The organism is Clostridium sp. (assembly GCF_051650885.1).
In the GTDB taxonomy this organism is placed as follows: Bacteria; Bacillota; Clostridia; order Clostridiales; family Clostridiaceae; genus Clostridium.
In genome coordinates this window covers 1-20,108 of record NZ_JBOFRG010000151.1, presented here as the reverse complement: position 1 = coordinate 20,108, position 20,108 = coordinate 1, and the positions used below count along the sequence as shown (strand labels likewise).

Annotated in this window: 19 protein-coding genes; 6 read left to right on the top strand and 13 right to left on the bottom strand. The window is 28.3% G+C overall.

Annotation, left to right across the window (positions count from 1 at the left end):
* Nucleotides 1–428: 428 nt before the first annotated feature.
* The 4 genes from ACRC28_RS07395 to ACRC28_RS07380 form a co-directional block, all read right to left on the bottom strand.
* Nucleotides 429–779: a hypothetical protein gene (locus ACRC28_RS07395; RefSeq protein WP_438542809.1), complete on the bottom strand. Its 351-nt coding sequence runs from the start codon at nt 777–779 to the stop codon at nt 429–431.
* A gap of 114 nt (nt 780–893) precedes the next feature.
* Nucleotides 894–1,532 (bottom strand): FMN-dependent NADH-azoreductase, encoded by a 639-nt coding sequence (locus tag ACRC28_RS07390; protein ID WP_438542808.1) that lies wholly within the window; start codon nt 1,530–1,532, stop codon nt 894–896.
* Nucleotides 1,533–1,729: 197 nt separating this feature from the next.
* Nucleotides 1,730–1,909, bottom strand: a complete 180-nt coding sequence (locus ACRC28_RS07385; protein ID WP_438542811.1) for a hypothetical protein — start codon at nt 1,907–1,909, stop codon at nt 1,730–1,732.
* A 27-nt stretch (nt 1,910–1,936) separates the two neighbouring features.
* A complete protein-coding gene (locus tag ACRC28_RS07380) occupies nt 1,937–3,376 on the bottom strand; it encodes a PLP-dependent aminotransferase family protein (protein WP_438542810.1) in 1,440 nt (479 codons plus the stop codon).
* A gap of 379 nt (nt 3,377–3,755) precedes the next feature.
* Here ACRC28_RS07380 and ACRC28_RS07375 point away from each other — a divergent pair, with 379 nt between their 5' ends.
* The 5 genes from ACRC28_RS07375 to ACRC28_RS07355 all read left to right on the top strand — a co-directional run bounded on the left by ACRC28_RS07375 (nt 3,756) and on the right by ACRC28_RS07355 (nt 9,053).
* Nucleotides 3,756–4,316 carry a glycerol-3-phosphate responsive antiterminator gene (locus ACRC28_RS07375; RefSeq protein ID WP_438542807.1) on the top strand — a complete coding sequence of 187 codons (561 nt, stop codon included), beginning with the start codon at nt 3,756–3,758 and terminating at the stop codon, nt 4,314–4,316.
* A gap of 21 nt (nt 4,317–4,337) precedes the next feature.
* Nucleotides 4,338–5,837, top strand: coding sequence for a glycerol kinase GlpK (gene glpK / locus ACRC28_RS07370; protein WP_438542806.1), 1,500 nt, complete (start codon nt 4,338–4,340; stop codon nt 5,835–5,837).
* A gap of 169 nt (nt 5,838–6,006) precedes the next feature.
* Nucleotides 6,007–7,434, top strand: a complete 1,428-nt coding sequence (locus ACRC28_RS07365) for an NAD(P)/FAD-dependent oxidoreductase (RefSeq protein ID WP_438542805.1) — start codon at nt 6,007–6,009, stop codon at nt 7,432–7,434.
* Between the two features lie 12 nt (nt 7,435–7,446).
* On the top strand, nt 7,447–8,712 hold the full coding sequence (locus ACRC28_RS07360) for an NAD(P)/FAD-dependent oxidoreductase (protein WP_438542804.1): 1,266 nt from the start codon (nt 7,447–7,449) through the stop codon (nt 8,710–8,712).
* Nucleotides 8,706–9,053, top strand: a complete 348-nt coding sequence (locus tag ACRC28_RS07355) for a DUF1667 domain-containing protein (protein ID WP_438542803.1) — start codon at nt 8,706–8,708, stop codon at nt 9,051–9,053. Before ACRC28_RS07360 ends, ACRC28_RS07355 begins: the two co-directional genes overlap by 7 nt.
* Before the next feature lie 153 nt (nt 9,054–9,206).
* On the opposite strand, the gene ACRC28_RS07350 is transcribed toward ACRC28_RS07355, so the two are convergent.
* From ACRC28_RS07350 to ACRC28_RS07330, 5 genes are all read right to left on the bottom strand, one after another.
* The gene (locus ACRC28_RS07350) at nt 9,207–10,109 is read right to left on the bottom strand and encodes a sensor histidine kinase (protein ID WP_438542802.1); all 903 of its coding nucleotides are present in this window, start codon (nt 10,107–10,109) and stop codon (nt 9,207–9,209) included.
* 18 nt (nt 10,110–10,127) lie between these two features.
* Nucleotides 10,128–10,901, bottom strand: coding sequence for a hypothetical protein (locus tag ACRC28_RS07345; RefSeq protein ID WP_438542801.1), 774 nt, complete (start codon nt 10,899–10,901; stop codon nt 10,128–10,130).
* Nucleotides 10,894–11,808, bottom strand: coding sequence for an ABC transporter ATP-binding protein (locus ACRC28_RS07340; protein WP_438542800.1), 915 nt, complete (start codon nt 11,806–11,808; stop codon nt 10,894–10,896). Before ACRC28_RS07340 ends, ACRC28_RS07345 begins: the two co-directional genes overlap by 8 nt.
* Nucleotides 11,809–11,885: 77 nt before the next feature.
* Nucleotides 11,886–12,569 (bottom strand): response regulator transcription factor, encoded by a 684-nt coding sequence (locus ACRC28_RS07335; protein WP_438542799.1) that lies wholly within the window; start codon nt 12,567–12,569, stop codon nt 11,886–11,888.
* Between the two features lie 72 nt (nt 12,570–12,641).
* Nucleotides 12,642–13,640, bottom strand: a complete 999-nt coding sequence (locus tag ACRC28_RS07330; protein WP_438542798.1) for a hypothetical protein — start codon at nt 13,638–13,640, stop codon at nt 12,642–12,644.
* Between the two features lie 93 nt (nt 13,641–13,733).
* On the opposite strand from ACRC28_RS07330, the gene ACRC28_RS07325 reads away from it, so the two are divergent.
* The gene (locus ACRC28_RS07325; protein WP_438542797.1) at nt 13,734–14,210 is read left to right on the top strand and encodes a thioredoxin family protein; all 477 of its coding nucleotides are present in this window, start codon (nt 13,734–13,736) and stop codon (nt 14,208–14,210) included.
* A gap of 40 nt (nt 14,211–14,250) precedes the next feature.
* Here ACRC28_RS07325 and ACRC28_RS07320 read toward each other — a convergent pair whose 3' ends face one another.
* The 4 genes from ACRC28_RS07320 to ACRC28_RS07305 form a co-directional block, all read right to left on the bottom strand.
* The gene (locus ACRC28_RS07320) at nt 14,251–15,387 is read right to left on the bottom strand and encodes a tetratricopeptide repeat-containing glycosyltransferase family 2 protein (RefSeq protein ID WP_438542796.1); all 1,137 of its coding nucleotides are present in this window, start codon (nt 15,385–15,387) and stop codon (nt 14,251–14,253) included.
* A gap of 98 nt (nt 15,388–15,485) precedes the next feature.
* On the bottom strand, nt 15,486–17,762 hold the full coding sequence (locus ACRC28_RS07315) for a putative bifunctional diguanylate cyclase/phosphodiesterase (protein ID WP_438542795.1): 2,277 nt from the start codon (nt 17,760–17,762) through the stop codon (nt 15,486–15,488).
* 95 nt (nt 17,763–17,857) lie between these two features.
* Nucleotides 17,858–19,162 carry a putative sensor domain DACNV-containing protein gene (locus ACRC28_RS07310; RefSeq protein ID WP_438542794.1) on the bottom strand — a complete coding sequence of 435 codons (1,305 nt, stop codon included), beginning with the start codon at nt 19,160–19,162 and terminating at the stop codon, nt 17,858–17,860.
* A 116-nt stretch (nt 19,163–19,278) separates the two neighbouring features.
* A complete protein-coding gene (locus ACRC28_RS07305; protein ID WP_438542793.1) occupies nt 19,279–19,821 on the bottom strand; it encodes an NADH peroxidase in 543 nt (180 codons plus the stop codon).
* Nucleotides 19,822–20,108: the final 287 nt, after the last annotated feature.

Sequence of the window (20,108 nt, the reverse complement as noted above, 5' to 3'; positions counted from 1 at the left end):
GCGTTCGTCCTGAGCCAGGATCAAACTCTCAATAAAAAGTTTAATCTTAAATTGCTCATAAAACTTACTAATAAAAGAATTGCTGGTTTAAGTTTGTTTATATATTAATCTGTTCAATTTTCAAAGACCATTTTGTTTTTCTCAGTGGCGCTAACCACTCAACATAGACTATTATACACGCATTTTTCGACATTCCATATTCATTTATTCCTATTGAACTAAATTATTCTTATAATACTCTATTTTACTCTCTTTTTCTATCTTTATTATATCTTGATACACTAGGAAAGGTGTGCTATAATTTATCCCTATTTCTGTTAAAAAACAAGGATTTCAAGCTACTTTCGCTTAAAATCCCTATCTAAAATTCTAAAGGACACAACTGAGAACTTCTCTTTTCTAGTATTCCTTTAATGAAATTAATTATTCTATATTAGATTATGTTCAACTTTTCTCATTTTATTTATATAGTTAGTTATTCTCATTTTAAATCTCTCTATATGTCCATTTACATAAAAATTGATTAAGTCATAAGATACAAAAATAGCATCTACTATTAAATACTGTAGATCTTTTAAATTATCTACTTCTTCTTTTCCTATTTCTATCTCATCACTTTTTATTTTTAACTCTTCAAATTTTTCTTTATATTTAGCTAATGTTTCTATTACTTCTTTATTATCATTTGTTGTGAATTTACTTTCTAATAAAGCTTCATTATATTTTACATATTCTTTGTTTACTTTTTTATACTCTTCGTATATATCTACTAATTCCATTTTCTTCTCCTAACTTAATATCCTAGTTAGCTCTAATTTAATCTTCTGTATAGAACTAACTAGGATATATTCTTTTTCTTCTATTATAATGCTTTATTTCGAAAGTTTTAATCTTTATTTTCTAAAGCTTTTTAATAATGGTAGTATTTTTTCCATTCCTTCTTCTTCCGCTTTTATTTTGCTTTCCTTAGTAAAGCCTGTTCCATCTACTAATAATTCTTCAAATTTTGCTATTCCCATTGCATGTGCTATATCCTTAACATATTCTACTCCATGATTCATTTGCTTCTTTATTATCATTGGTAGTGGTCCACCTGATGACTGCACATATATCATTCTTCTTTCTCTATCACCTAATAGACCTTTACATCCTTTTTCTGAGATTTCAATAGTTTTTCCATGCTGCACTATACAATCTAAATACTCTTTTAATGGACTTGGGAAGGACATACTCCATAATGGTGCACCTATTACATATGCATCTGCTTTTACAAATTGGTCTGCTAATTCATGTATTCTATCTACAGCCTTATTTTCTTCTTCTGATAATTCAGAGCTTTTTTGTATTGAGCAATTTCTTCCTCTAAAATATTTTGCATCTAGTCTTGGTATATAGTCTTCATAAAGATTAATTTCTTCTACATCACATTGTGGGTGAAACTGCTTAATCATATCTACTAATTTTCTTGATACTTTTCTACTTGAAGATTCTTCTTCACTTTTCGAGTTTACTATTATGTATAATAGTTTCATTTTGAACACCTCTTTACATTAAATTTTATTACTATATTATTTTGTCCATCTTTCTATTAATAATCCAAATTCCTATAAATAATTATCTGTGTAGATATATCACTAAAAAAATAACTAGCACTTTTTTGAAATGCTAGTTATTTTACAATATTAAATTTAATCTCTACTTATATAAGATGTATATATCTTTTTTAGTTCTATTTATTTTCTTCTATTATCTTGTTTAGTTTATTTTGTACTAACCATAATTTCTTTTGCTTTTTATTTATAGCTACTCTTCCTTTTCCTTGTGCTTCTTCTATCTGTTTCATATACTCTGCATCTGCAACTTTCAGTGCCTCTTTTATTACCATTAGTTCTTCAGTTGTAAACATCATCTCATCCTCCTAAAAAAATATCTTCAATTATAACATCTCTTTTACTGTTTCTCCAATTATCTTTATTCCTTCTTCTATTTCTTCTACACTTACTCTAGGTAATCCAATTCTAAATGCATTATCTGAACTTGAATCCATTGAAAATATATCTCCTGGTGTAAAAATCACTTTCTTTTTATAACATTTCTCTAAAAGTTCTCTACTATTTATATTATCAAGCTCTATATAAATATGTAGTCCACCTTCGCCCCATATTTTTTTAGGCTTTATATATTTTTTTATACAGTTTACTGCAAACTTATATTTTTCTTTATATGCCTTCTTTACCTTTTTTATATTTTTATCAAAATAACCTTCTTTTAAATACTCATATAATATCCCTTGGTCTAAGAAGGATGTATGAATGTTCTTACATCTTTTAACGCTCTCTAAAAGATTTATTAACTTCTTATCCCCTAATATCCATCCTATTCTAAGTCCTGGGAAAAGTATTTTTGAAAAGCTTGATAAATATATTACTCCACTTCCATTTACGTCAAAAGATGCTATTGGAGATAAATGTGTACTATTATATAGTAATTCCTCACTAAATCCATCTTCTAATATAGGAACATTATATTCTTTAAATATATCATAAACTTCTTTTCTTTTTTCTCCCTTCATTACAAGTCCTGTTGGATTATGATATGAAGGAATCAAATATCCAAACTTAATATCTTCTTTTTCTAAATGTTCTCTTAACTCTTTTTCATCTATTCCATCATCATTCATCTTTATTCCTACTATATCTATTCCATTTGCTTTCATAATTTTTATAGCAGTATTATGAGTTGGGTTTTCACAGATAATTTTATCTCCTTCTTTTGTGAATGCTGATAAAATCATATCTAATCCTTCTGTAAATCCATTCGTTATTAGAATATCTTTTCCTCTTACGTCCACACCCTTCTTTTTCATATATTCTAATAACCAATCTATTAATGGTTTATATCCTTTTGCATATCCATAATTTAAAATTCTATGTTCCTCTATTGAAATTCTATTTAAAAAGGATTTCTTTAATTCTTCTATATTAAATAATGCTCCATCTGGAGATATACTTTTGAAGGAAATTATTCCTCTCTCCCAAGGTATCTCATTCTTTACTATATCTAATTCATTTGCTACTTTTCCATATCTATTAAGTTTATTTTCCCAGGAAATACTCCATTTTTCCTTAATATCTGACTTTATTGGTGTAACAAATGTTCCTTTTCCTTTAACTGTATATAAAACGCCTTCACCTTCTAAATTTTCATAGGCTGTAATTACAGAGTTTCTACTTACTCCTAATATACGCCCAAGCTCTCTTGTTGCAGGCAATTTCCCATTTCCAGCTATCATCTTTTCATCTATCATATTCTTTATATAATTTTCAATCTGTTTATATATAGGTTCTTTATCATTAAAATCTAAACTAGAAAAAATCACCCCTACTTCAACTCCTATCTTAAATTAATTCTTTATCTACAATATATCATATATATATTCTTAATAATTCACCATATTATATATCTTTATTAAGAATATATTTATTTTCTAAAATTATTGAAAACAATTACATAGTATGTTATACTTCAATTGTAATAATTTGTATGTATATGTTTTTTAAAACTTGTTTTATAGAGAGTTAAACTCAAGGCCTATTTGCCTTATTTTGTTTAACTCTCATTTTCTTTTATCTTTAAAGAATAAGTGTTATTCTAGTTAAAGATATTCCTTAATTCCAGTTATAATACCTATCTTAGGTATTATTTGTGGAACTTTAGTTTATACAAATATTTTTAAAACTTAGGGGGACTATTTAATGTTAAACTTTAAAAGAATTCTTGAGGATAATCCAATTGTTGCCGCTGTTAAGGATATGAAACAATTAGATAATGCCTTAAAAACAGATGTTAATGTAATTTTTGTGCTTTTTGGAAATGTATTAGATGTAGTTACTATCTCTAAAAAGATTTCTGACTCTAAAAAAGTTGGAATTTTACACATAGATTTAGTTGATGGATTAACTAATAGAGAAATTGCTCTACAATATTTAAAAGAGAAAACTACTTTTAGAGGTATTATTAGTACAAAGGCTCCAACAATAAGAGCTGCTAAAAAATTAGGCTTTATAGCTATTCAAAGAGTATTTATGTTAGATAGTCTTTCTTTTGAAGGTGCATCAAATCATTTAGTATCAGATTGTGATGCTGTTGAGATGTTGCCTGGGCTTTTATTTAAAATAATAACTAAATTATCAAATACAATAAATAAACCACTCATAGTCGGTGGATTAATTTCAGATAAAGAAGATGTAATAGATGCACTAAATGCAGGTGCAACTTGCGTATCTACAACTAGAGAAAATATTTGGTACATGTAAAAAAATTTATGAGGTGATTGTATGAATAAATATGTAGTAGCTTTAGACCAAGGAACAACAAGTTCAAGAGCAATAATTTTTGATAAAGAGCAAAATATTATTGGTGTCAGTCAAAAAGAATTTAATCAAATTTACCCAAAGGAAGGTTTTGTTGAACATGACCCTATGGAAATTTGGGCTACCCAATATAGTGTACTTCAAGAAGTTATGGCTAAAACAAATATAACTCAAGAAAATATTGCAGCTATTGGAATTACAAATCAAAGAGAAACAACTATCGTATGGGATAAGCATACTGGAATGCCTATCTATAATGCTATTGTATGGCAATGTAGAAGAACTGCTGAAATTTGTGATAACTTAAAAGAACAAGGTCATGAAGATTATATTCGTGAAAATACCGGTCTTGTTTTAGATGCATATTTCTCTGGAACTAAAGTAAAGTGGATTTTAGATAACGTAGAGGGTGCTCGTACAAAGGCTGAGAATGGCGACCTTTTATTTGGTACTGTTGATACATGGCTTGTATGGAAGCTTACTGGTGGAAAAGTTCATGTAACTGACTATACTAATGCTTCTAGAACTATGCTGTTTAATATCCAAACTTTAGAGTGGGATGAAAGAATGCTAGAAATTCTAGATATTCCTAAATCAATGCTTCCTGAAGTTAAAAACTCTTCTGAAGTTTATGGACATGCAAACTTAGGTTCTAAGGGTGGCATTAGAGTTCCTATCTCTGGAATAGCTGGAGATCAACAAGCTGCACTTTTTGGTCAAGCTGCCTTTAATAAAGGAGATGTTAAAAACACATATGGAACTGGTTGCTTCCTATTAATGAATACTGGTGAAGAACTTGTTCAAAGTAAAAACGGTCTTTTAACTACTATTGCTATTGGTCTTGATGGAAAGGTTCAATATGCCTTAGAAGGTTCAGTTTTTGTTGGTGGTGCCGTTATTCAATGGCTTCGTGATGAATTAAGAATAATAACTGATTCTAGTGATACTGCATATTTTGCATCTAAAGTTAAGGATAATGGTGGTGTTTATGTTGTTCCTGCCTTTGTTGGACTTGGTGCTCCTCATTGGGATATGTATGCTAGAGGAAGTATCTTTGGATTAACTCGTGGTACTAATAGAAATCATATTATAAGAGCTTCTCTTGAATCTATTGCTTATCAAACTCGTGATGTACTTGAGGCTATGATTGAAGATGTTGGTTATGATATAAATTCTATTAAAGTTGATGGTGGAGCAAGTCAAAACTCTTTCCTTATGCAATTCCAATCTGACTTAGTTGGTAAAAAAGTAGTTCGCCCTATCATAACTGAAACTACCGCTCTTGGTGCTGCATACTTAGCAGGTCTTGCTGTTGGTTATTGGGAAGATAAAGAAACCATTTCTAAACTTTGGTTCGCTAGTGAGGAATTTAATCCTACTGTTTCTGAAGAAGATAGAAATAAGTACTATAAAAAATGGAAGAAAGCTGTTAGTCGTGCAAAATCATGGGAGTTAGATGATTAATTTACGTAAAAATAATGGAAATGTTTTCATTATTATGATACAATGGTTTTAAGTTAATAAACAAATTTTATTTTTGTGTAAGAAGAGAAAGTAGAGCTAAACACAGGAAGGCATTGTTATGTCCTTTTTGAGTTAGCTCTTTTATTTTTTGATAAAAGGAGCGATATAAATGATTTATGATGTAGTTATTATTGGTTCAGGAGTTGTTGGAGGTTCAATATTTAGAGAACTTTCTAAGTATAAATTAAAAATTCTTTGCTTGGAAAAAGAAACTGATGTTTCTATGGGATGTTCAAAAGCAAATTCAGCTATTGTCCATTCTGGTTATGACCCAGAGCCTGGAACACTTATGGCAAAATATAATGTTTTAGGAAATGAAATGTTTGAGGAACTTTGCAAGAAACTATCTGTTCCATTTAAAAGAAATGGTTCACTTATTATTGGATTTAATGAAGATGATAAGAAAGAATTGGAACTTCTTTATAATAGAGGTCTTTTAAACAATGTACCAAACTTAAAACTTTTATCTAGAGAGGAAGTCTTAAAATTAGAACCTAGTATAAATAAAGATGTTTATTGTGGATTACATTGTCCTACTGGTGGAATTGTAGGTGCTTATGAATTTACTATTGCTCTTTCTGAAAATGCTATTGATAACGGTGGTGAACTTAGATTAAATTCTAAAGTTGTAAATATTGAAAAGTCTGATACCTTTAAAATCACTTTAGAAAATGGAGATATTATAGAGTGTAATTATATTGTAAATGCAGCTGGTGTTCATGCTGATGATATTAATAATCTTATTTCTAATGAAAAGTTTAGAATTACACCAAGAAAAGGTGAATATTTTGTTTTAGATAAAAGCCAAGGAAATTTATTTAATCATACTATATTCCAATGCCCTTCTTCTCTTGGAAAAGGTGTTTTAGTTACTCCTACTGTTCATGGAAATCTTTTAGTAGGTCCTAATGCGATTGACACTATGGATAAAGACTCAGTTTCTACTGAAGCTAGTGGTTTAAATGAGATTAAAGAAACTTCACTTAAAACTACTAATCTTATAAATTTCAGAGAAAATATAAGGAACTTTGCTGGACTTCGTGCTATAGCAAACTACCCTGACTTCATAGTTGGTGAAAGTGATGTTAAAGGATTTTTTAATGCCTCTGGTATAAAATCTCCTGGTTTAACTTCTGCACCAGCTATTGCTGTTGATATAGTAGAAATGCTTAAAGCTTCAGGTTTAATTTTAGATAAAAAAGAGAATTTTATTGAAGAAAGAAAGCAAATTCACTTTATGGAGCTTTCTAAGGAAGAAAAAATAGAACTTATAAAGAAAGATTCGCGATATGGTCGTGTTATTTGCAGATGTGAAAACATAACTGAAGGAGAAATTGTAGATAGTATAAATAGAACTCTTGGTGCTACAACTATTGATGGAGTTAAAAGAAGATGTAGACCTGGATGTGGTAGATGCCAAGGTGGTTTCTGTGGACCTCGTGTTCAAGAAATTATTTCAAGAGAAAAAAATATGGATATTGAAAATATTCTTTTAGATAAAAAAGATTCTTATATTATAGTAGGAAAAACAAAGTAGGAGGCAATGTATATGAAAAAATATGATTTAATCGTAATAGGTGGAGGACCTGCAGGGCTTGCTGCTGCTTATGAGGCTTATAATAATGGAGTTAAAGATATTTTAATTATTGAAAGGGATATTGAACTTGGTGGTATTTTAAATCAATGTATTCATAACGGTTTTGGTCTTCATACATTTAAAGAAGAGCTTACTGGTCCTGAATATGCAGAAAGATTTATAAACTTAGTAAATAATACAGATATTGAAGTTATGCTAGACACTATGGTTTTAGAAGTGGAAGAAAAGGTTGTTCACGCTATAAATTCTAAAAATGGTTATTTGACTTTAAATGCAGAGGCTATAATTCTAGCTATGGGTTGCCGTGAAAGAACTAGAGGTGCAATTTCAATTCCTGGTGATAGACCTTCTGGAATTTTTACAGCAGGTGCTGCTCAAAGATTTATTAATATGGAAGGAAAAATGGTTGGTAAAAAAGTTCTTATATTAGGTTCAGGAGATATTGGACTTATTATGGCAAGAAGAATGGCACTTGAAGGTGCTGAAGTTTTAGCCGTTGTTGAGCTTATGCCTTACTCAAATGGATTAACTAGAAATATTGTTCAATGCTTAGAAGATTATAATATTCCTTTATATTTATCTCATACAGTTACTAATGTTATTGGTGATGGACGTTTAGAAAAAGTTATAATTTCAAAGGTTGATGAAAAATTTGCTCCAATAAAAGGAAGTGAAATAGAATTTAATGTAGATACCCTTCTTCTATCAGTTGGATTAATTCCTGAAAATGAATTATCTAAAAATGCAGGTGTAGACCTTGATATGAGAACTAATGGACTTATAGTTTCTGAAAGCATGGAAACAAATAAAGACGGAATATTTGCTTGTGGTAACGTAGTTCATGTTCATGATTTAGTAGACTTTGTAACAGAGGAATCAAAAAATGCTGGAATTAATGCTGCAAGGTATATCAAAGGTAAAAGAAGGTCAAATAATTTCATAGAAATACAAAATGGGACAAATATCTCATATACTGTCCCTCAAAAGTTTGAAATAGATTCTCTTTCTTCTGGTCTTTCCATCTTTATGAGAGTTCGTAATGTCTTTAAGGATAAATTTATAGTTGTTCGTGATTCTAAAGGGAATTTAATCCAGAAATTCAAAAAACCTCACGTTGCTCCTGCTGAAATGGAGAGAATCACAATTTTAAAAGACAATTTAACTAAAGCTATTGGAACTTTAACAATATCATTAGAGGATGGTGAAAATTTATGCTAAAAGAATTAATTTGTATTGTTTGCCCTAAAGGCTGTCACTTAACAGTAGCTACTGAAAATGAAACTGTCACAGGTAATAGTTGTCCTCGTGGAAAAGTATATGGATTAAATGAAGTGAAAAATCCTACAAGAATTGTCACATCTACTGTTAAAATACAAAATTGCGACAATATTGTTTTACCTGTCAAAACAGATGCGCCAATTCCAAAAGAAATGATATTTGATATTATAAAAGAAATAAATAAAGTTTCTGTCGCTCTTCCAATTAAATCTGGTCATATTATAATAGAAAATGTTTTAGGTACTGGTTCAAATATTGTTGCAACTAAATCTTTATCCTAAATTTGCTTATTTCAGTCTTTCTAAAGATTTATGTACTCTATAACTATACTTCTACTCAGATAACATTTTAACTTTATCTGAAGCTACAACTGCATTTTTCTATTTAAAAGAAGTCTGTCGAGCGACAGACTTCTTTGTTTTTCAATAAGTATTTTATTCCACTCTTTTAAACCGACAGTTTAATTCAAATCTATTGTCACATACTGTCGCTTTTATGTTTCCATTCATTTTTCTAACTACTTCTTTAACAATCGATAATCCAATTCCTGTGTTTTTTCCTCTTCTACTGTTGTCGTTTCCTTTATAAAACCTGTTGAACACTTTTGTCGCATCTATAAACTCTTTGTCGCTTTTTGAATTTGAGACAATCAATTCTGCATAATCCTTATTATATCCTAATTCAACTGACACCTGTCCTGTGGTGTTCTTTAAAGCATTTGATAAAATGTTTTCTAAAATTCTTTCTGTCTCACTTATATTTCCTAAACACCAAACCTCTTCTTCTACCTTAATATTTGGTTCTATCCCTAAATTCTTAAAATCATCATAGAAATCTACTATCTTGTTACATACTATATTGCTTAAATTTATTTTTTCTAATTCTATTTTATAACTTTCATTTTCTACAACAGATAATCTAAAAAAGTCATCTAACATTTTCTTTAAATCTTTTGCTCTCTTCTCAATTTTATCAAGATACTCTTTTTTCTTTTCATCTTTTTCATTCTTTAACTTTATAACTTGAACATAACCAATTATAGATGTTAATGGTGTTCTTAAATCGTGAGAAATATTTGATATCATCTCTTTTAACTCTTCTTTTCTTCTTACTTCCTCTAGCTTCATTTCCTTTGATACATCTATATGTTTATTTATGCTTTCTGCCAATACTTCTATTTCTTTATTTATTAAATTTATATCTAACTTTTTATCTACTTCATGATTATTATATTCATCTAATTGCTTTGATATATTTTTAATTTCTTTCTTCATAAAAATTATATAGGAGAGTAAAATAACTACTACTATCCCTAATATAAAAACTAAAATAATCATCTTCTCTCCTTCACATTTCTATCTTATTTCAAACTTATTAAATATCATTCTACCTATATCTAAAACTACCACTATCATTAATATCATCCAAAAAGCTATTGTAATAAAGCTTATATTTTCTAATCCACTAGCTAAATTTCTTAATAATAATATTGGAATAAAATTCACGTATGATTCTGGTAACATATGCCCTACCATAGTTAATCCCCAAATTTCTACTACTGCAAGTATTGATATTATTGATGCACTTGGTAGTAAAAAAGTTATTACTCCATATATACTAATGCTTGTTCCACAAATCAATATATATGCTCCTATTGATTTTACTGTCAAATATAATAATTCAATTGTAACACCTGTCGGTCTTCCTAAAATAATATATCCTGTCATTACTATTGCAAAATTTATTACTATTAACATAGCCATCCCTATTATTAATGAAATAACACTTGAGCTTAATATTTTCCATCTTTCATATCCATAAGATACTATATTTTTTAAGCTTCCATTATTAGCTTTATTTATCATAATTGATGAAGTTAAAGATATTCCCACTATATACATACAAATAGATGCACCTAATGCTGATTTTAAAAACTCTAAATAATTCTCACCATATTCTGCACCTATATTAAAGCCATACTGTATTCCTTCTGGCGTTGTAAAACTCATAATTCTAACTTCACCTAACAGTATAGCAACTATTCCTATGACTATTGTGGCAATAAAAGCATTTCTATAATACTTACTATGAAATAACCTATATAAGTCACCCTTTAACAAATTAAGCATTTTCTATTCCCTCCATAGCATTTAGTACATAGTTTTCTAGGCTTTCTCCAACTACACCCATCTTACTTATAAATACATTCTCTAATGCTAATTCCTTATTGATAACAGCACCTTCATCTATTCTTTCATAGATTCTTATAATATTTTTATCTAAGACTGTGTAATCTTTTATATTTAATATATTTTCTAAAACCCATGTACATTTCTCTGGATTATCTACAATTATTTCTAATGCCTTTTTTGATTTTTCCTCTAATTCTTTAAGGCTTACCTCTTCAATTAACTCTCCATCCTTCATTATTCCATAAACTGTTGCAACTTGACTTAGCTCATTTAATATATGACTTGATATTAATATAGTTATTCCTTTTTCTTTATTAAGCCTTTTTAATAGCTCTCTCATATTTACTATTCCCATTGGGTCTAATCCATTTGTTGGTTCATCTAATATAAGAATTTCTGGGTCTGTTAAAAGTGCCATAGCAAGCCCTAGCTTTTGCTTCATTCCTAAAGAATATTGGCTTATATTTTTCCCCTTAACATCTATTAATCCAACTAACTTTAGTTTTTCTTCTACACATTCCTTTCCTGGAATTCCTTTTGCTCTTCTTAAAACTTCTAAGTTCTTATATGCATCTAAATCATCAAAGAAGGCTGGTGTTTCTATTAATACTCCTATCCTTTTTCTGCTCTTAATCAATCCTTTTGTCTGTCCAAAAAGTTCTAGTTCACCACCATTTAAATTAGATAATCCACTTATTATTCTCATTAAAGTAGTTTTACCAGCTCCATTTTTTCCAATCAATCCATATACTTGCCCTTTTTCGATATTTATATTTATATCCCTAAGAACCTCTTTATCTTTATACTTCTTATTTAAATTTTTTGTTTTTATAACATAACTCATAATTTTTCTACCTCCTTCTTTAGTTCTATAATAGCTATAAACTTCTAAGTAACCTCAAAGAAAGTCTTAAGAAAGTCTTAATTTGCATTTAGCTTGTACCCAATTCCCCATATAGTTCCTATGTATTTCTCTTTTGCACCTGCTTTTTTAAGCTTGGTTCTTAAATTACTTATATGAACTGTTATAGTGTTATCATCAGAGATAAAATCTTCTCCCCAAATACTTTTAAATAAATTTCCTTTTGAAAAAACCTTATCTGGATGTAATATCATAAGATTTAATATATCAAATTCTATTTGGGTTAATTTAACCTCTTCTTCATTAACACAAACTGTTCTACTCTCACTATATAGGTTTATTTCCTTATATCTTTTTACCTCTTCACTACAGATACTTTTCATATTTCTTCTTAAGTTTACTTCTATCCTTGCTAAAACCTCATCTATATCAAAAGGCTTACTTACAAAATCATCTGCTCCTAATCTAAGGATTTTCGCCTTTAATCCAATCTCTTCTCTTGCAGATATTATAATTACAGGAATATCACTTTCTCCTCTAATTAAACTTAATATTTCATCACCACTTTTTCCTGGCAACATTAAATCTAATAAAACTAAATCAAACTTGTTTAGCTTTAATTGTAAAAGTCCTTCTGTTCCTGAATATGCACTTTGAGCTTCATACCCATTGTCAACTAACATATCTTTAAGCAATTCATTTATATCACTATCATCCTCAATTATAAGTATATTCTCCTTCATTTTATCCCTCCCATTTTTATCCATTATATCACAAAAGCTACCTTATTTTGTCTAAAGGTAGCTCCATTCTTATTACTTTTTAACTTCTTCTATCTTATTATCACTTATATTATATATAAAACTTTTGTCTGTATTTGTTTTTAATTTTATAGTTTCATCAGTCACACTTTCTATATAAACAGAATCACTATCTATACTATAATCTTTATAAACTTTCTTTAGGTCATCTCCTGTAATTAAAACCTTTTCTTCTAGTGTTTTTAAATTCACACTTTTTATATGCTCAAGACCTGTTTTTCCTTTAGAGCAATTTAAATAAATATAATTATCGCTTAAAAAAGTTTCTCTTATTTTACAACCCGTAAAACTTTTAATAACCTTTGGCTTTTCTGAAAGCTTATAATAATAAAGGTTCTTTTCATTAGTAGTATTTTCTGCAAAAGTTATATATTCTTTATTTAAATCAATTACTGAAATATCTTCACCCATTTTTAATTCATTATTCTTATCAACAGCTCCCTTACGTTCTACCATATGTTGAACCTTTGTTTCCTTTGTTTCTAGATTATATGTCTCTACTATTTGTTTATCAAACTCAACAAATCTATAAGCTATATCTTTTCCATTATAACGAACATCAAAAAAGACGCTATAATCCATATTTTCAAGCCCAGCTTCTTTTACTAAAAAAACCTCTTCTGAATCTAATTTTCTACATTTTATTTTATACTTAATGTCAGTTTCTTTTTCCTCATATTCTTCCCAAATTAAAAGGTCATCTATAACCTCTCTCATACCTATAACAAAGCCTTCTTCTGCCTTTTCTATTACTGTAACCTTGTCCTTATCTTTATTTAGTACTAAAATTGCATCTTTACTTTCTTTAAATTCATCCTTGTCTTTTAAATATACAATTTCCTCGCCATCCTTATAAACTGTCCTATCTCCTATGTCTCCTGCTAGAACACTTATAACATCGCCTTTTTCATATTTTGATAAAATCTTTTCATTTCCACACCCAACTAAACTTGAAACAACCAATACACTTAATAATATTTTTGTTTTTCTCATAAAATCACCCCCTCAATTTTACCATTTTTATACATTTATTACTATTGTTTTTACTTTTATTTTTTTGTATTATAATCTCAAGGGAGTGATATTATGTTAAATTTTAAAAATGGTCTTAATTATGATGAATACATGAAGCTTGGAACTGCTGAAGATAAAAAAATGAATAAAGAATTTTATGAAAAATCACCTATTCATAGTGAACCTGCTTCAAACATTAGTGATTCACCTTTAAATATTGCAGTCTTTTCAATGACACGTTGTAAAGATGCTGCAACAGTTGTACCAGTTTTACTTAAGCTTACAAAAAGCAATCCTAATATTTCAATAAAATTTTTTGATAAAGAAGGTAATGAAGATTTGCTTAAAAGCTTAACTGGTGATGTTCGTATTCCAACAATTTTAAAATTAGATTCTAAAGGTAATGTAACAGATTCATTTTTAGAATTCCCAACTTGTGTGACAGATAAAATATTGGATTCTCCGACAGAAAAAGAATCCATTGTCGCTGATTTTCGTGATAATAAATATTTTACTGAATTAAAAAAAGAAATTTTGAATTTACTATAAAAAAATATGTCGCATATTTAAATGATATGCGACATATTTTTTATGAATTGAAATCTTCATTATTTCTTCTTAATACATGTTTATATTTAGGCACTTTTAAGTTTCTCTCTTTAAATTTTCCATTTAAGTAATTCCTATTATATTCAACCTTTGGTGAATTTGGAACATATATTGCAGTCATCTCATTGTAGTAATTTGCTGTTTCAATATCTCCTAAATTAGAGTAGCAAACACAAAGTTGTATACTCGGAATCCATGTATAGTACTCTTTTATATTAATCCCCATATACCCCTCTTCTGGTTCACAAAGCATTGCTGCCTTATACCAGAATATTGCTGTCTTGTAATCATTTTTTCCTATAAAATATTCTCCTGCTCTACAACAAATATCCGCTCTAGGTATCCCCCACTTGTAACTGTCACAAATAACCTCTATTGTTTTATCGCCCTTACCTATAGCATTATAACATTGTATCAAATTCGCTGTCGCCGTCTTTAAATCTTCTATCCACCCTTTTCCACTATCTAAAAATGCTCTATATTGTTCAATCGCCTCTTCATATTTAGCATTATAATAAAGCTCATTTGCAAAATAAAATCTATCCCTTGTTGTAAATTCCTCATTGTTTTGCTCCATTAGCCTAAATACAGCTATATTCCTATTTGTATGTGGTTTATCCTTTCCATGATGCACAGATATATCACTGTGAAACATTCTTCCTGATACCTCTAGATATTCATGAATTCTTCCTATCCATTTAAAATCTAAGCTTCTTTTAACTAATCTATTTCTTCTTAAAGAATATGTTGTATTTCCTTTTTCATCTCTACTTAATGAGTAATGCATTGATACCGCATCTAACTCTTTATTCATAGTTTCCTTTAACTTTATAAGTTCCTTGAGATTTTCCTCAGTTATATAGTCATCTGCGTCTAGCCAAAATATATACTCCTTTGTAGCCTTACTAAATGCAAAATTTCTTGCCTTGCTAAAATCATCACACCATTCAAAGTCATATATCGCTTCTGTATATTCACTCGCTATTTCCTTTGATTTATCTGTTGAACCTGTATCTATTATTATTATTTCATCTACAAAATCTTTCACACTATCTAAACATCTCTTTAAGATATTTTCTTCATTTTTTATTATCATACATAAACTAATTTCAATCATTTTTCTCTCCCACTCTTGCTTATTATTTTATATTGTATGATTTAAAATTTAAATTTGTAACTATAGTAATTGCATTTCTATAGAAATAAGCCACCACATTAAATATGTGATGACTTATTAAACTTCTCTATATAATTTAATACATCTTCTTTAGGTATCGGTTTACTGAAGAAGTATCCTTGTAAATTGTCGCATTTTAAATCTTTTAATAAATTTAACTGTATCTCATTTTCTATTCCTTCACAGGTCACTTTTAATTCTAATATTTGTGCTAAATCTATTAGTGTATCTATAATTGCTAATGTTTTTTTATCTTCTTGTATATTCAAGATTAAACTTCTATCTATCTTTATAACATCTAGTGGTAAATTTTTTACGTAATTAAAGGATGAATATCCAACACCAAAATCATCTAAAGATATTAAGAACCCTTTTAATCTAAGCTTTTTAAGTATATCTATTACATAATTGATATCTTCTAAAATTTCATCTTCAGTAATTTCTAACTTAATATTATTTTTAGGTATCTTATATTTTTCAACTATTTCTACCACAAAATCTACAAAATCAGGTCTAGTCAATAATCCATATGATATATTCACCGATATATCAATTACTGTTCCATATAAAGCACTATATTCATGACTAAAGATACATGCATTTTCAAATACATTTTTATCTATATCTATAATAACTCCATTTCTTTTTGCTATTGGGATAAACTTATCTGGGAATATAATTTCATTTTCTTCCTTCCATCTGACTAAAGCTTCTACACCTGTAATTTCCTTTGTTTCAACACTGTAAATAGGTTGATAATAATTAATTAGTTTCTTTTCTTTTATTGCATTATTTAATTTTTCTTCCATTAAATAATCTTCTAAAAGAGTTTTCTTAAATATAGTAAATTTATTTCCCTCTATAAGCTTACTATTATACATTGCTATATCTGCATTCTTTATAATAGTTTGTACATCTCGTCCATTGAAAGGATATATAGCTATTCCCATACTAATATTTAATTTAAAATAAAATTTCTTAAACTCATAAATTTTAGAAATTTGTTTTATTACAAGCTCTGCAAACTTTTCAACTTCTTCTTCTGATAATTTACCTATTCTAATTAAAGCAAATTCATCTCCACCAAATCTTCCTATTTTTATATCTTTTGATGATATCTTAATCAAATCATTAGCAACTTCTAATAATAATCTATCTCCATAATCATGACCTACAGTGTCATTTACCTTTTTAAAATTATCCAAATCTATAAAATAGAATGAAAATTCCTCATTACATCTAATAAGGTCATCAATACATTCTGTTAATTTTCTTCTATTATAAACTGATGTTAGTTCATCAAAGTTAGCTAAATATTTCATTTCTTCCGAATAAGCTTTCAACTCTTTATTTGTGTGATTTGAACTTTTTAAAAGATTTTTTATAACATTAGTCAAATTTGAAATTTCATCTTTATATTTATCTTCATTTAGACCTTCTAAATCTAACTTTCTAATATCCACGTTTGTTAATTTTTTGCTTAAACCCACTACTCTTTTTATAACTGTTTTTTGAATAAAAATATATAAGCACATATTAATAATTATTGTTACAATCATTAATAAAACCATAAATAATCCAAAGTTTTTAGTTATTGTTTTTTGAACTTCCTTAGTTACAACTACCTCAATATATATTTTATTTTCATTTCCTAATTCATTAACTTCTATAAAGCTATATATTTTGCTATCTTCCTCTAAAAATAAATGCTCTCTCTCTTTATCTTTTGTTTTATAAACTTCTCTTTTTAATAGTGGTTTTTCTAAATATATATTTATTTCTGAATCTGTACTTTTTCCAATATACTCTTTAACTTTATTATCAAATTTAGTCACTGATACTAGATAATTATAATTTCCTATGTCAATTGGTGTATACGCTAATAAAAAAGCTTCATTTCCAAACTTAGTTATACCACTTTTACTTCCTAAGTCTCTATTAATTACATCCTTTATACTATTTATCACATTGTTATTAATCTTTTCACTATCATCACTTATCTTCATCATATTACTATTTTTAGTATTTACTAAAAATATTGTTTTATTAAGCTCCCCTTTCGTTTCAATTTTTTTATCTTCATTATCTTCAGTATAGTTATTCTCTACTATTTTTTTATATAAATTTATTTCCTCTCTATTTTTAACTAATAGTCGTTCAAATGTATGAGCTGCTCCTGTCGATATCTCACTAGCTCTCAATCTTTCCCCTTCATCTGCTCCACTTTTAAACCCTATATAAAAGCAGATACATATAACGACACTTGCTATCAATGAAATAGCATATACAATTCCTATTCTTTTTGATAACTTCACACTCCCACCACCCATTTTCTTCTCTATTTTCTTATATTTTACATTATATCGCGAACTGTAACGTAAAAAAAGATTATATTTACAAAATATAATCTTTAATGGTTATTATTTAATATTTTTATATTATTCCATAAGATAATATTATTATCTTTATTCATAATAACTCTAATATCACCATCCTGTGAAATAACAAATCCTATACTGTTAGGTTTCTTATAACAATATCTCATCATTGATCTATGCCTTGTTCCAAAATGCTCATAGTGAACCTCTTTTAAAAATCTTCCCCTTGAATCATTTGCAATATAAATTCTAGGAGGTTTTTCATTACATAATATTTCTACACCAAAACCATTTACTTCAAATTTTGAATTCATTAAAACTAATCCATCAACACAACTTAATGAAGAAATGTATTTTATTGCTCCACTTATACTATTCTCATACTCTTTAACATCTATTACTGTGCAATCCTTCTTATTTATTAATAAATTAGAGATTCCAGCCCTACTGTTTCCCATTATCTGATCAAATATTCTATCCTCTAAATAATTTAGCTTAACTAAACTTTCCCCATACTCTAACATTTGTTTTCCTAGTCTATCATATAAAATATTATATTTTATATTTAAATCTTCCTCAAAAATACTATTATCAATTAATATAGCTCCACCATGTCTGTATTCTTTTATATTTATAAGTATTCTACATATAATTGATACCCATTTTTGCTTTAATATATTATTCCAACTATCTCTACTTCCATAAACTTCATCATCAGTTCTATCTTCAACCTTCATTATGTACTCGTATATGTATTCTTGAAGCTTTTCTATAACAATTCCATCCTTAAAAACATCAATCTGATTATTTATTAAAACACTTTTCTTTAAACTTGCTATCTGTTTATATCCTCTGTATACAACAAGCTCTGCAAGTTCTTCTATATCCACATAGAAAACACCTGGTCTTTCTGGACCTGTACTACTTTCGTTTAATATAAAGTTATGATATGAATCTTCTTGGTCTATCATTCCCCATATAATCCATTTTCCATTTATAAAATCAACTGCTAAAGCTGTCACCTCTGGATCAGCAGCCTTAGCTATTTTTACAAGATTTGAAATAGTTAACTCCACATCATCTCTAAATCGTATGTATGACCACCTGTTTTTCATTATTCTTTTTGGTGGATTAAAATCTGGCATATTTTTATTAATATATGTAAGTCTTACTTTAATAGGTTGTAATTCTTCTGTCTTTAAACTAGCAAAATAAGCTACTTCAAAAAGTGCTTCTAACTCTTCAACTGTAACTTTTAAATTAGTTCCACTTAAATAAAAGAAATTATAAACTTCCTTTGCTAAATCTACTGGATATGCAAATTTTATTTTTTCCACTTTGCTCACTCCTTTTCTTTAGTTCTTTACTAAAGATTATACTCCTTTAAGATAATTTTAGAAAATAAAAAAACCTGTAAATCATTTGATTTACAGGTTAAAATTCTATCTTAAAATTAAGCGAAATATCTGTCTAATAATCCTTTGAAAGCTCTTCCGTGTCTAGCTTCATCTTTACACATTTCGTGAACTGTGTCGTGGATTGCATCTAAGTTTAATTGTTTAGCTAAAGTAGCTAAATCTTTTTTACCTTGACATGCACCAAACTCAGCGTCAACTCTTGCTTGTAAGTTAGCTTTTGTATCAGCTACTACAACTTCACCTAACATTTCTGCAAATTTAGCAGCATGCTCAGCTTCTTCGAAAGCTATTCTTTTGTAAGCTTCAGCAACTTCTGGCTTACCTTCTCTATCTGCTTGTCTTGACATTGCTAAGTACATTCCAACTTCTGTACATTCTCCCATGAAGTTAGCTCTTAATCCTTCGATTATTCTTTCGTCAACACCTTGTGCAACTCCGATTCTGTGTTCGTCAGCCCAAGCCATTTCTCCAACTTGCTCTTTGAATTTATCAGCTCCAACTCCACATACTGGACATTTTTCTGGTGCCATATCTCCCTCATGAATGTATCCACATACTGTACAAATAAATTTTTTCATTTTAATTTCCTCCTCTATTTTCACACACATAAATTTTATTTATTTCTCTAAATTTTTAAAAACCATTTTAACTTTTAAAAATTTAGTTTCAATCTTTTCAATACCTCTTTGGTATGTTTTTATTATATAATAATTATTATTAGTTGTAAATAGTTTTTTGAAAATTTTTTTAAAACTGTCCTTTAAAATTATATTATAATTGGATAATCTTGTATATCTTTTTAATGTTACATTTTTTTACAATATTCTATTTAAAATCTAAACCTTACTCTTACCTCACTCAATAA